Annotated in this window: 11 protein-coding genes; 8 read left to right on the forward strand and 3 right to left on the reverse strand. The window is 65.3% G+C overall.

Annotated features, from left to right (window positions below; all coding sequences use genetic code 11):
• Positions 1–49: 49 nt before the first annotated feature.
• Complete coding sequence (locus M8009_RS14980; RefSeq protein WP_250062607.1) at positions 50–574, reverse strand: invasion associated locus B family protein; 525 nt, start codon at positions 572–574, stop codon at positions 50–52.
• 254 nt (positions 575–828) lie between these two features.
• Positions 829–2,406, reverse strand: a complete 1,578-nt coding sequence (locus tag M8009_RS14985) for a BCCT family transporter (RefSeq protein ID WP_250062609.1) — start codon at positions 2,404–2,406, stop codon at positions 829–831.
• Positions 2,407–2,697: 291 nt separating this feature from the next.
• Here M8009_RS14985 and fdhA point away from each other — a divergent pair, with 291 nt between their 5' ends.
• A complete protein-coding gene (gene fdhA / locus M8009_RS14990) occupies positions 2,698–3,891 on the forward strand; it encodes a formaldehyde dehydrogenase, glutathione-independent (protein ID WP_250062611.1) in 1,194 nt (397 codons plus the stop codon).
• Between the two features lie 149 nt (positions 3,892–4,040).
• On the opposite strand, the gene M8009_RS14995 is transcribed toward fdhA, so the two are convergent.
• Positions 4,041–4,928, reverse strand: coding sequence for a LysR family transcriptional regulator (locus M8009_RS14995; RefSeq protein ID WP_250062612.1), 888 nt, complete (start codon positions 4,926–4,928; stop codon positions 4,041–4,043).
• A 94-nt stretch (positions 4,929–5,022) separates the two neighbouring features.
• On the opposite strand from M8009_RS14995, the gene M8009_RS15000 reads away from it, so the two are divergent.
• From M8009_RS15000 to M8009_RS15030, 7 genes are all read left to right on the forward strand, one after another.
• Positions 5,023–6,462 (forward strand): aldehyde dehydrogenase family protein, encoded by a 1,440-nt coding sequence (locus M8009_RS15000; protein ID WP_250062614.1) that lies wholly within the window; start codon positions 5,023–5,025, stop codon positions 6,460–6,462.
• 10 nt (positions 6,463–6,472) lie between these two features.
• Positions 6,473–7,465: a dipeptidase gene (locus M8009_RS15005; RefSeq protein WP_250062616.1), complete on the forward strand. Its 993-nt coding sequence runs from the start codon at positions 6,473–6,475 to the stop codon at positions 7,463–7,465.
• A gap of 58 nt (positions 7,466–7,523) precedes the next feature.
• The gene (locus tag M8009_RS15010) at positions 7,524–9,113 is read left to right on the forward strand and encodes a BCCT family transporter (protein ID WP_250062618.1); all 1,590 of its coding nucleotides are present in this window, start codon (positions 7,524–7,526) and stop codon (positions 9,111–9,113) included.
• Positions 9,106–10,866 (forward strand): hypothetical protein, encoded by a 1,761-nt coding sequence (locus M8009_RS15015; protein WP_250062620.1) that lies wholly within the window; start codon positions 9,106–9,108, stop codon positions 10,864–10,866. The genes M8009_RS15010 and M8009_RS15015 overlap by 8 nt, the downstream gene beginning before the upstream one ends.
• Entirely contained in the window at positions 10,863–11,630 is a 768-nt protein-coding gene (locus M8009_RS15020) for an Ldh family oxidoreductase (RefSeq protein ID WP_250062622.1), read from the forward strand. Before M8009_RS15015 ends, M8009_RS15020 begins: the two co-directional genes overlap by 4 nt.
• Before the next feature lie 26 nt (positions 11,631–11,656).
• Positions 11,657–12,055 carry a RidA family protein gene (locus tag M8009_RS15025; RefSeq protein ID WP_250062624.1) on the forward strand — a complete coding sequence of 133 codons (399 nt, stop codon included), beginning with the start codon at positions 11,657–11,659 and terminating at the stop codon, positions 12,053–12,055.
• Between the two features lie 159 nt (positions 12,056–12,214).
• Positions 12,215–12,476: NAD(P)H-dependent oxidoreductase subunit E (locus M8009_RS15030; protein WP_250062626.1), on the forward strand; the 262-nt coding region annotated here is incomplete at its 3' end.

Genomic DNA, 12,476 nt, shown 5'->3' on the forward strand with positions numbered 1-12,476 from the left:
GCCCCGGCCAGGTGCCGGGGCTGTCGTCTGTGCGGGGCAGGCGTGACCGTCAGGGTGCGATGCGCTCGCTGGCGTCGGTGAAGCCCATCAGGGAGATGTCCAGGTCCATGCGATTACCACGCGGCCCGATCAGGCTGAGGGTCGCGCTGCTGCCGCCGCGCAGCGACTGCAGCAGCGACGGCTCGAGGGGCAGGTCGGCGCGGCAGCTCTGCTCCAGGCAGACCTGATAGGGGAACTGGGCCGGCTCGCCGCCGCCCACGCTCAGCTGCAGGCCCGGGGCGAGGCGCACGCCCAGCGGCAGCAGGAAGGTCATCGCCGGGCGCCCCTCGAGCTCGGGGGGATAGCCCACGATCACCCGCATCAGGGGGGCGTTGCTGTCCGGGTTGGTGACCAGCTGGCTCATGGTGCAGGGCCCCTGGCTGCTCTCGGGCGGGCAGATCACCTCCCAGTCGCGGAACTGCTCAGTCTCGACATCGGCCCCCGGCGATGCCTGCTGGGCGACGGCATGGGAGGCCAGCGCCAGCAGCGACAGCAGGGCGGTCAGGCACAGGCGTGTTGTGAAACGGTTCGACATGGGGGTAGTTCCTCCTTGGCTTGGGTGGCCATGAACGCTGGGTCGGGTGGTGGATCCCCGGTCTCCTCCGGCGTCGCCAGGACGCCGTCTCGGTGAAAACTCCGAGTGACGAGAATCCCCACGGGAGAGCACAACCATGCCTGTTCACCCGCGCGAGGTCGAGCCCTGCTGCTGCTGGGTTGGATGGTGCCGGTGGCCTCGACACGAAAACCCCCGGCGGGTGCCGGGGTTCTCGCGTCGGGGACAGGGTAGGGTCAGGCGGTCTGGACGAGTCCCGGGTTGCGCAGTTCCTCATGCAATGCCTTGACCAGGCTGAAGGCCATCACCAGCAGGATCAGGGTGAAGGGCAGGCCGGTGGCCACGGCGCCGGCCTGCAGGGCCCCGAGGGCCTTGTCGCCGCCGCCGTAGAGCAGCACGCCGGCGATGACCCCCTCCAGGGTGGCCCAGAACACCCGCTGGGTGCGTGGCGCATCGACCTTGCCGCCGGCGGTGATGCTGTCGATCACCAGGGAGCCGGAATCCGAGGAGGTAACGAAGAACACCAGCACCAGGACGATGGCCATGGTGGAGGTCAGGGTGGTCAGCGGTAGCTGCTCGAGCATCTGGAACATCGCCAGGGAGACGTCGCCGATGCCATTGGCGAGTTCGCCGACCCCGGCCGCGGACTGGGCCAGGGCGTTGCCGCCGAAGGCGCTCATCCAGACGATGGTGACCAGGGTCGGTACCAGCAGCACGGCGGTCAGGAACTCGCGTACGGTGCGACCGCGCGAGACCCGGGCGATGAACATGCCGACGAAGGGCGACCAGGAGATCCACCAGGCCCAGTAGAACACCGTCCAGCCGTGGTACCAGGTGGTGTCATCGCGGCCGATCCAGTTGGAGAGCGGCACGATATGGCTGGCATAGGCCAGGGTGGTACCCCACAGCCCATTGAGGAACAGCAGGGTGGAGCCGGTCAGCACCACGAATAGCAGTAGCAGCAGGGCGATCACCATGTTGATGTTGGAGAACAGCTTCACGCCGCCGTCGATGCCCCGCCACACCGAGAACAGCGCCACCGCGGTGACACCGACGATGATGGCGATCTGGGTACCGATGGTGTTGGGCACGTCGAACAGGTAGTTGAGGCCGCCGGCGGCCTGGGAGGCGCCAAAGCCCAGCGAGGTGGCCAGGCCGAAGATGGTCGCCAGCACCGCGGTAATGTCGATCAGGTGGCCGATCCAGCCGCGTGTCCGGTCGCCGAGGACCGGAGTGAAAGCCGAGCGCAGGGTCAGTGGCAGCCCGCGGTTGTAGGCGAAGAAGGCCAGGGAGAGGCCCACTACGGCGTAGATGGCCCAGGGATGCAGGCCCCAGTGGAACATGGTGGCGCCCATGGCGGCGCTCGCCCCTTGTGGCGTTCCGGCGGCGGCGTTCAGCGGCGTGCCGTACCAGTCGGTGTAATAGGCTACCGGCTCGGCCACGCTCCAGAACATCAGGCCGATGCCCATGCCGGCGGCAAACAGCATGGCGAACCAGGAGAGAGTGGAGTGTTCCGGGCGTGCCTTGTCGCCCCCCAGTCGGATCCGCCCCACGGGCAGCACGATCAGCGTCAGGCAGAGCAGCACGAAGAGGTTGCCGGCGATCATGAACAGCCAGTCGAAGTGCTCGATGGACCAGCCCCGGGCCTCGGTCAGCTGGGTATTGGCGGCATCGGGGTAGATCAAGGCGTAGAGGATGAAGGCCAGGATGGCCAGGGCAGAGAGGGGAAAGACGGGATTGTGGAAGTCCAGCCCCAATATCTGTGTGTTGTCCTGTCCCGGGGACAGGACAGGGTCATCGTCGTTGTGGTGCATCGAGGCATCTCGCTGTTGTTGTTGGACGCCGCTTTTGGAAACGGCGATGGGGAACCCTCGGTAGTGTGGCTACCCGCGGGCCCGAGCATTGTTGGGCCAGGGAATGGGCAGCAGTGTCCTGAAAACGACCTGCAATGGCCTGTCGGCTCATTAGCCAGCGACGATGTCTCGAACAGGCATGCGGGTGCCTTTGTGGGGAAAGTGGGCCGCCCGGGAGCGCTTAGGCTGGAGCAGCGGAATCCTCCGCCATGCTACAGCGCAGTCAGTTACAACAACATCGAGGAACCAGCCATGAGTGCAGCCAACCGCGGAGTCGTCTACAAGGGCCCGGGTAAGGTCGACGTCGAATCCATCGCCTATCCGGAACTTGCCCTCGGCAATCGCAAGTGCGACCACGGCGTGATCCTGAAGGTCGTCACCACCAACATCTGTGGCAGCGACCAGCATATGGTGCGCGGCCGCACCACTGCGCCGTCCGGCCTGGTGCTGGGCCACGAGATCACCGGCCTGGTGGTCGAGTGCGGCCGCGATGTCGAATTCATCCAGCCCGGCGACCTGGTCTCGGTGCCGTTCAACATCGCCTGTGGCCGCTGCCGCAACTGCAAGGAGGGCCGTACCGGTATCTGTCTGAACGTCAACCCGGCGCGGCCCGGCGCGGCTTATGGCTACGTCGACATGGGTGGCTGGGTCGGCGGCCAGACCGAATACGTCATGGTGCCCTACGCGGACTTCAACCTGCTGAAGTTCCCGGATGCCGACCAGGCTATGGAGAAGATCCGTGACCTGACCCTGCTCTCGGATATCTTCCCTACCGGTTTCCATGGCTGCGTCACCGCCGGCGTCGGGCCGGGCAGCACCGTCTATATTGCGGGTGCCGGCCCGGTGGGCCTGGCTGCCGCCGTGTCCGCCCAGCTGCTGGGGGCCGCCTGCGTGATCGTCGGCGACATGATCGAGGAGCGGCTGGCCCAGGCCCGCAGCTTCGGTTGCGAGACCCTCGACCTCACCCAAGAGGGCGACATGGCCGACAGGATCGAAGCGATCCTCGGCGAGCGTGAAGTCGATGCCTTCGTCGACTGCGTTGGCTTCGAGGCCCATGCCTGTGGCTGCAACCATGGCAAGGAGGCACCCGCCACCGTGCTCAACTCGGCGATGCAGATGACCCGCGCCGGCGGCCAGATCGGCATCCCTGGCCTCTACGTGACCGAAGATCCCGGCGCGGCCGATGATGCGGCCAAGCAGGGGGCGCTGAGCATGCGCTTCGGCCTGGGTTGGGCCAAGTCGCATAGTTTCCACACCGGACAGTGCCCGGTGATGGCTTACCATCGCCCGCTGATGCAGGCGATACTCTTCGGCAAGGTCAAGATCGCCGATGCGGTCAACGTCCAGATGATCACTCTGGACCAGGCCCCCCAGGGCTACGCCGACTTCGACGGTGGTGCGGCGAAGAAATTCGTCATCGATCCCCATGGCAGCGTCACCGCTTAAAGAGACCCCTGCCCGGCCGACAGTTCGCGCCAATCGGCGGCGCGGCCAGCCAGTTCGGGTATCGCCCTCCACGGCAGCGTCGCTGCCTGAGCGACAGCGACGCAGGCAGCCCCGGTCGAGCCAGCGCTCGACCGGGCCCGTCCCCTCCCTCACGTTTCTCGGTCTGCCAGGTAGGCCATCACATGCCGCTGCATCGCCGCTGCCGCCGGCGACAGGCTGACGCCAGCCCGGCAGATCAACCCGATCCGGCGCTCCAGGCGGGGTTCTGCCAGCGGCACGAAGCGCAGCCGGACATGCTCCTCCTGGAACGCCAGGCGCGGCAGGGTGGTGATGCCGATGCCCGCCTCGAGCATCGCGGTCAGCGAGATCATGTTGGAGATGTATAGCGCACTGCGATCGAGCAGTCCGGCGGTCGGTGAGCCCTCGAGCAGACGCGAGGTGCCGTTGCGGATCAGGGTGTGCCCGGCGAGCTCCTGCCAGTGCAGGCGGTCCTTCGTGGCGAGTGGGTGGTCGTCCCGGCACACCACGCCGATCTCATCGTGCAGCAGCGGGGTGAATTCCAGTCCCTCCTCGGGTTGCCAGAGGCTGGTGATGCCCAGCTCTACCTCGCCGGTCACCACCATCTGGCTGACCAACTCGGAGTGTCCATCCTGCAGGTTGATCTCGATGCCCGGATGGTTGATTACGAAGCTAGCCAGGATGCCGGGCATCAGGCGGCTGGCCACCGAGGGCACCGTCGCGATATCTACTCGACCGGACTGGTGGCAGGCCATGGCCAGGGCATCGCGGCTTACCCGGTCGTGGTGGGCGACCAGTTCGCGAAAGCGCGGCAGGCACCATTGCCCGTAGGGGGTCAGCGCTGCCTTGCCATTGCCCTTTTCGAAGAGTGGCTGGCCGAGGCGTTCCTCGAGTTCGCGCACCGCCATGGAGACCGCCGGCTGGCTGCGATGCAGATGCTTGGCCGCGGCATGGAAGCCTCCCTGGTCGAGAATGGCCAGCACGCAGCGAAGCGGCTGTAACTTCAGTTCCGGCAGCATGGTAAGCCTTCCTGATCATTTTATTGAATTTATTGATTATCCTTATCTTGGTGTCTCTCCTAGGATGACGTCAACGCAATCCAGGAGGTGTTCCATGTCGCAGTCTTTTCCACTTTTCATCGATGGCCACTGGGTCGAGGGCGAGAATACGCTCGCCAATCTTAGCCCATCGGATTCTCAGGACCTCATCGGTCACTATGCCCAGGCCGGTGTCGCCCAGGTCGGTGAGGCCATCGCCGCCGCACGGCGCGGCCAGCGTGAATGGGCCAAGACCGGCCTTGAGCAGCGCTATGCCGTGCTGATGGCCATTGGTGATGAGTTGGTCTCACGCAAGGACGAGTTGGGTGAGCTGCTTTCCCGCGAGGAGGGCAAGCCGCTCGCCGAGGGCAAAGGGGAGGTCTACCGCTCCGCGCAGTTCTTCCACTACTACGCCGCCGAGGTGCTGCGCCAGATCGACGAGCGAGTGGACTCCGTGCGACCCGGAGTCGAGGTCGAGACCCGTCGCGAGCCGGTCGGGGTGGTGGGCGTGATCAGCCCCTGGAACTTCCCCATGGCCACGGCGGTATGGAAGATCGCTCCGGCGCTGGCCTTCGGCAACGCGGTAGTCTTCAAGCCGGCCAACCTGGTACCGGCCAGTGCCTGGGCGCTGACCGAGATCATCAGCCGCCAGTCGCTGCCTCCCGGCACCTTCAACCTGCTGATGGGCCCCGGCAGCAGCGTAGGTGACGCCCTGATCTCGAGCCCCGAGATCCAGGCCCTGACCTTCACCGGCTCACTGGAAGTGGGACGGCGCGTGGCGGCCGCCACCGCCGGTAACCTGGTCAAGTGCCAGCTGGAGATGGGTTCCAAGAACGCGCTGATCGTGGCCGATGACGCCGATCTCGACCTGGCCGTCGAGGCCGCCTTCGCCGGCGCCTACTCCGGCACCGGGCAGAAGTGCACGGCCTCCTCGCGGCTGATCGTTACCGCGGCGGTCCACGACGCCTTCGTCGAGAAGCTCATCGCGCGACTGGACCGGGCGACGGTGGGCCATGCCCTTGCTGAGGGCGTGCAGATCGGCCCGGTCGCCGATGCCCGCCAGCTGGAGTCCAACCTGGCCTGGGTCGAGCGGGCCAAGCAGCAGGGCGCAAATTTGGTCTTCGGCGGTGAGCGCCTCGAGCGCGAGACCCAAGGCTATTACATGGCGCCGACGCTGTTTACCGAGACCACCAATGATATGGCGATCAATCGCGAGGAGGTCTTTGGCCCGATCGCCTGCGTGATCAAGGTGGCGGATGCCGACGAGGCCATCGAGACCCTCAACGACACCAACTTCGGCCTCACCGCCGGCATCATCACCAATTCATTGAAACTCGCCAGCGAGTTCAAGGCCCGCGCCGAGACCGGCTGCGTGATGGTCAATCTGGCCACGGCGGGGACCGATTACCACGTGCCCTTCGGCGGTCGCAAGGACTCGAGCTTCGGCCCTCGTGAACAGGGTCGTTATGCCCGCGAGTTCTACACCGCGGTCAAGACCTGCTACGTCAAAGCCTGAGGAGCGCTTCATGTCCAAGCAAATGCTGACCGTCGATGGCCTGCAGTATTCGAACTGGTCCCGCGATATCTTCCAACAGATGCGCGAGGGCGGCCTGGATGCCGTGCATGCCACCCTGGTCTATCACGAGACCACTCGCGAGACCCTGTCGCGGCTCGGCGAATGGAATCGCCGCTTCGAGCAGCATCACGACCTGATCATGCCGGTGCGCGAGCCGGGCGACATCGAACGTGCCCGTGCCGCCGGCAAGGTAGGCATCTTCCTCGGTGCCCAGAACTGCTCGCCGATCGAGGACGATATCGACATGGTGGCGGTGATGCGCCGGCTGGGCCTTTTGATCATGCAGCTGACCTACAATAATCAGAGCCTGCTGGCCTGTGGCTGCTACGAGAGTGAGGACAGCGGCATCACGCGTTTCGGCCGCCAGGTGATCCGCGAGATGAACCGGGTCGGCATGGTCATCGACATGTCCCACAGTGCCGAGCGCTCCACGCTCGAGGCAATCGAGCTCTCCGAGCGCCCGGTGATCATCTCTCATGCCAACCCCGAGTTCTTCCACTCGGCCAAGCGCAACAAGTCGAATCGCGTGCTCGAGGCCATCGCAGAGTGCGACGGCCTGCTGGGGTTCTCGGCTTACCCCTTCCACCTCAAGGATGGACCGGACTGCACCCTGGAAGCCTACTGCGAGATGATCGCGCGAACCGTTGATCTCATGGGGATCGACCATGTGGGCCTAGGCACCGATCTCTGCCAGGACCAGCCGGTGTCGATACTCGAATGGATGCGTAATGGCCGCTGGTCCAAGGAGATGGACTACGGCGAGGGCAGTGCCAGCAACGCCGGCTGGCCGCGCCCGCTGCCCTGGCTGCGCGACAGCCGGGACTTCCCCAACCTGGTCGAGGGGCTGCGCGAGCGCGGCTTCGCCGACGATGAGGTCGAACGCATCATTGGCCGCAACTGGGTGGCACTGCTCGAACGTGCCGCTACCCCTGTCGCGGCCTGACGTCCCCTATCCCTGGCTTCTCCTGAAAGACGCTTCATCCCATAACAAGGAAAACACCATGAGTACGCCTGACCATCATTCATCGGAAAGGCCGAGCACCGGCTTCATAAATCGCTTCGGCGATCCCGTCGTCCTCGTGCTGAGCGTGGGTTTCGTCGTGCTGTTCGTCCTGCTGTCGATCATCGACATCGAGGGTGTGGCCGGCGCCATCGGCAGCGGCTTCGCCTGGACCGCTTCCATCCTCGGCTCCTACTTTCAGCTGCTGCTGCTGCTGACCTTCTTCATCGCCATGGGACTCGCCGTGTCGCCGGCGGCCAGCGCCAGGGTCGGCGGTCTCGATACGCCAGAGCTGAGCACCTTCAAGTGGCTGGCGATCATCATGTGCACCCTGCTGGCAGGGGGTGGCGTCTTCTTCGCCGCCGGCGAGCCGGTCTATCACTTCGTGGTCACGCCGCCGGCCTTCGACACCGAGGCGGGTACCGTAGAGGCGGTGGCCGGGGCGTTGGCTCAGTCCTTCATGCACTGGGGGTTTCTGGCCTGGGCGGTGCTGGGCTCGCTGACCGCGGTGGTCCTGGCCCATTCCCACTACGACAAGGGATTGCCGCTGCAGCCCAGGACGCTGCTCTATCCGGTGTTTGGGGAGCGCATCATGAGCGGCTGGATCGGCGGCGTGGTCGATGCCTGCTGCGTGATCGCCGTAGTGGCGGGCACCGTGGGACCGATCGGCTTCCTCGCGACCCAGGTCAGCTTCGGGCTGCATGAACTGGTCGGGGTCGCCGAGGGCTATGGCACCCAACTGGTGATACTGATCTTCCTGGGCGCGCTCTATGTCACCTCGGCGGCCACAGGCATCCATCGTGGCATCCAGTTGCTCAGCCGCCTGAATGTCTTCCTGGCCCTGGGCATCGCCGCGGTGATCTTCGTCTTCGGCCCTACGCTGTTCCTCACCAACGCCTACCTGCAGGGTTTCGGCGAGTACCTGAGTTCCTTCCTGGCCATGGCCACCATGACCTCGGAAACCGCCCCCGCCTGGTGGATGCAGTGGTGGACGGTGTTCTTCTTCGCCTGGTTCATCGGCTATGGCCCCCTGATGGCGATCTTCGTCGCGCGGATCTCGCGTGGCCGCACCATCCGCCAGATGATCCTCGCCGTGGCGGTCATGGCGCCGATCGCCACCACCGTCTGGTTCACCCTGCTGGGTGGCTCGGGGATCCACTATCAGTTGACGGGTGTGTTCGATCTGACCGAGGCACTGAACAACTTCCAGTTCGATGTGGCGACGCTCACCGTGGCCCAGGCCTTGCCGGGCGGTACCCTGATGGCCCTGGCCATCCTGCTGCTGACCACCATCTTCGTCGCCACTACCGGAGATTCCATGAGCTACGCCATCGCCGTGGTCTGCACCGGGCACGATCGGCCGCATGTCGGGGTCCGTGTCTTCTGGGGTGTCGCCATGTCGTTGATGGCCGCCATCCTGCTCTACATGGGCTCCGGTCAGATCAGCGTATTGCAGCAGTTCATCGTGATTACCGCGATTCCCGTCTCGCTGGTGCTGCTGCCCTCGCTGTGGTGCGGGCCCCAGGCCGCCTACGCCATGGCGCGTCAACAGGGTCTTACCACCCGTCCCAAGGTGATGATCAATGACTGAAGTCGAAACCCTGGCGGCGACGCCAATGGGCCTGCGTCCCGCCGACGAGGTGATGCGTCTCGAGCGGCTCGGCAGCCTGCATGCCACCCGGCTGAGCTTCGTGCGCAGCCTGGTGCGCCAGATGGCCCGGCAGCGCTGGCAGATCAGCCGCGAGCGCTTCGACCTGGATGCCGACGGCAATGGTACGGCCATCTACCGACTGCAGACGCCTCATGGTCGTTACCACGGCGTGATGTTCGCCCAGCCGCTGGATGACACCCAGCGTTCCGACCGGGTGATCGCCGAGGCTTGGGACGTGACCTTCGGCCTGGTGGAAGGGGACGTCGACGACAGCCTGCTCGACCAGATGGCCGCCAACGTGCCGCTCCAGGAGGCGGGGCGCCAGCATCCTCGCGTGCTGGTGCTGTCGCGGGCCAACAAGAGCCTGCGCAACTTCGCCCACTTCGTCGAGGCACTGACCCGCGGCGAGCAGCCGGACCCCGCCTGGCTGACCCGGGTCGGCTACCTCTATCGAACCACGGCGGTCTACGGCAACGGCAAGTTCGGCATCGCCGACTTCGCTCGTTTGCTGGACAACTCCGACTTCCGGAGACCCTTCTCGGCGCAGATGGCCGGGGTCTACCTGCTGCGTCACTTCTCCATCGAGCAGGTGGAGCACCTGGCGGCCTGCCGTTCACCAGATACCGCCTGCGGGCTCGCCACCGAGTTGCGCCGCTACCTCGGCATCGGCAACTCCACTGGGCTGGGCATGGCGCCCTTCCTGATCAACCATCCACAACTGATCGCCCAATGGGTCGCCCAGCGGGAGACGGCGTTGACCCTGGCTCTGCGCCAGGAGCCAGAGGAAGCCGATCGTGCCCGTCTGATCGCGCTGACTAGACGCGCCATGCACCATCTCGACGAGACCGTCACCGAGGATGCCGAGCAGAGCGAGCGCAATGCCGCTACCGTGGCCGCCCTTCCCGATGTGTTGACCTGGCTTTCCAGCGTGCCGCTGGAGGAGGATATCTGGCAGCAATTGGTCGAGTGGAGCGCTCGAACTCTGCCACTGGAGGCCCAGGAGCTGATCAATACGCTGCTGATCGAGCTCTATCCGGATCAGGTGGATTCCCTGGAGGATCACATGGGAGTCGAGGAGAAGCTTGATCTCGAGCCCGACATGCCGCTGATGCGCCTGCGCCAGTTGATCGAGACCCACTATGGCTGGGCCCTGGACCACGACTATGGGAGTGAAGAAGGCGCCTACTGGTTCTGGTATCGCTCCGCCGAGAAGGAGGAGCCGCGGCTCGGGGTGCGCCATGCCGAACCCGGTACCGAGAAGGAGATGCCCATTGCCATCGGTCCGCGAGTGGCGCGCGCACACTCGGACATCTGCACCTTCCTCGAGGCTCATCCGCGGGCCACGGTGGTCGACTTCCTGCTCGAGCATCCCCGCCACAAGGAGATCGTGCGTCGCGTCCAAACACTGGTGAAGCTGCCCTACGGGGATATCCACGCCAACCTCTGGCATCGCGACATGAAGCCGATGCACCTGCTGCGCACCAAGCTCTCCTTCTTCGGGGCCAGCCGCTTCGATCCCAAGTCGGACCTCTGGGTGCGCATCACCCTCTTTCAGGGCGCGCCGCTGGTCGAGGAACTCAATGCCGAACCGGAAGATCTCGCCGATTTCGACGACTGGAGCTTCCCCCTCGAGCCCGCTCGTGAGGGAGAGGCAAGGCAAGCCAATGGCCGCTCGGGAGGGTCAGACGAATGAAGGTGTCCTACAACGAACTTCAGGGTCTATGCCGCAAGGCCTTCAGCGGTATCGGCTTCGAGGACGGTGACGCCGCCGATGCCGCCGACATGGTGGCCTGGATGCAGTGTCATGGCCTGCACGGCGTCGAGCAGCTCAACCGAGGCCTGGACTATCTGCTCGCCGAGGATCCCGAGGCACTGACACGGGTGATCTACCAGGATGGCGACCTGGCGGTGCTCGATGGCCAGGGCCATAGCGTGCTGCGCAGTATCAGCCTGGCCACCGAGCTTGGTTTCGCCAAGGCCCGGGCCCGCGGTCTCTCGGTAGTCAAGATTCGCCGCTGCCACAATCGCCAGCTGATCATGGGCTACCTTTCGCGCCTGGCCGGGCGTGGCATGAACATCACCGCCTTCTGGCGCAATGCTCAGGAGCCTCTCACCGAGCAGGTGGTGGGCTTCCGTGCGGGTCACTCCACGCCTGAGGTGCGCGTCTACTCGGTACGCGACGTGCCCGAGGAGAACGAGCCCAACGACGGCATCACCCTGGTGATGGCCAACCATGTGGAGCTGCTACCGTCGCTGGGCGCCGACCACGATCTCGACCTGCTTGCCCACCATCCCGAGTCGGAACTGCTGGCCTGCCGACAGCTGGCCCTCAAGGAGGGCATCGAGGTGGACGATGCCATCTGGGCGCGCCTTAAAACACTGGCGCACCGTATCCTGGTGGAGTCCAGTGACGCCTCAAGAGGTGGCGCCGGTGCCGGCGTCAATGACAACGATTGACCCTTCCAACTTCGCGAGACGTCTCCATGATCCACCCCGTTGCAACCGACCTCTATGCCGCCAAGGCCCCGCTGGAGTGGGCCGTGATCGGTAACGGCATCCTCTTCACCGCTCAGATCCCCATCGGCGCCGATGGGGCCGTGGTCGATGGCGGGATCGAGGCCCAGACCCGCCAGACCCTCGATAACCTGCGCCACACCCTGGTCCGTGCCGGGGGTGACATGGCCAGCCTGACCCAGGTTCTGATCTACGTGACCCGTCGCGAGGACCTTGCCACCGTCAATCGCCTCTACGCCGAGTATGTCAGCGCACCCTATCCCAACCGCGCCGCGATCATCGTCTCGGGATTCGCCCGGGAGGAGATGCTCGTCGAGATGGTGGCCTATGCTGTCATGCAGGAGTCAGCCGATGGCGAGATATGCTGAGAGCGACATCCTCGTATCCATCTGCTCACTGGCTTGGTGCCCGGCCATTGTCCTGATGGTGGGTGGGTGACACCATGCCGAGGATGCCTGTCGTTCCCCGCAAAGTGGCAGGAAGTCGTCGATATCGCGCCACCTCAAAAGCACAACAACGAGCACGCCATGACCGTAGAGACCGTCACTCCCCCGCGCCGTTTTCGCGGCAGGCCCCGTGGCCGCGACCTGCCCCCCGTTGCCCTGGCCTCGCTGCGCCAGCTGCTCGGCGACGAGCGCAGCGACCCGGGGTTGCGGCGACGCGACCTCTTGATCGAGCACCTGCACGCCCTCCAGGACGCCCACGGCCACCTGTCGCTGGTGGCGCTGCGGGCGCTGGCCGCCTACATGAACCTGCCCATGGCGGCGGTCTACGAGACGGCGACCTTCT

The organism is Halomonas gemina (genome assembly GCF_023554995.1).
Taxonomy (GTDB): domain Bacteria; phylum Pseudomonadota; class Gammaproteobacteria; order Pseudomonadales; family Halomonadaceae; genus Halomonas; species Halomonas gemina.

Coding starts and splice junctions, on each gene's coding strand:
- M8009_RS14980 (WP_250062607.1), bottom strand. CDS start 574: ATGTCGAACCGTTTCACAACACGCCTGTGCCTGACCGCCCTGCTGTCG.
- M8009_RS14985 (WP_250062609.1), bottom strand. CDS start 2,406: ATGCACCACAACGACGATGACCCTGTCCTGTCCCCGGGACAGGACAAC.
- fdhA (WP_250062611.1), top strand. CDS start 2,698: ATGAGTGCAGCCAACCGCGGAGTCGTCTACAAGGGCCCGGGTAAGGTC.
- M8009_RS14995 (WP_250062612.1), bottom strand. CDS start 4,928: ATGCTGCCGGAACTGAAGTTACAGCCGCTTCGCTGCGTGCTGGCCATT.
- M8009_RS15000 (WP_250062614.1), top strand. CDS start 5,023: ATGTCGCAGTCTTTTCCACTTTTCATCGATGGCCACTGGGTCGAGGGC.
- M8009_RS15005 (WP_250062616.1), top strand. CDS start 6,473: ATGTCCAAGCAAATGCTGACCGTCGATGGCCTGCAGTATTCGAACTGG.
- M8009_RS15010 (WP_250062618.1), top strand. CDS start 7,524: ATGAGTACGCCTGACCATCATTCATCGGAAAGGCCGAGCACCGGCTTC.
- M8009_RS15015 (WP_250062620.1), top strand. CDS start 9,106: ATGACTGAAGTCGAAACCCTGGCGGCGACGCCAATGGGCCTGCGTCCC.
- M8009_RS15020 (WP_250062622.1), top strand. CDS start 10,863: ATGAAGGTGTCCTACAACGAACTTCAGGGTCTATGCCGCAAGGCCTTC.
- M8009_RS15025 (WP_250062624.1), top strand. CDS start 11,657: ATGATCCACCCCGTTGCAACCGACCTCTATGCCGCCAAGGCCCCGCTG.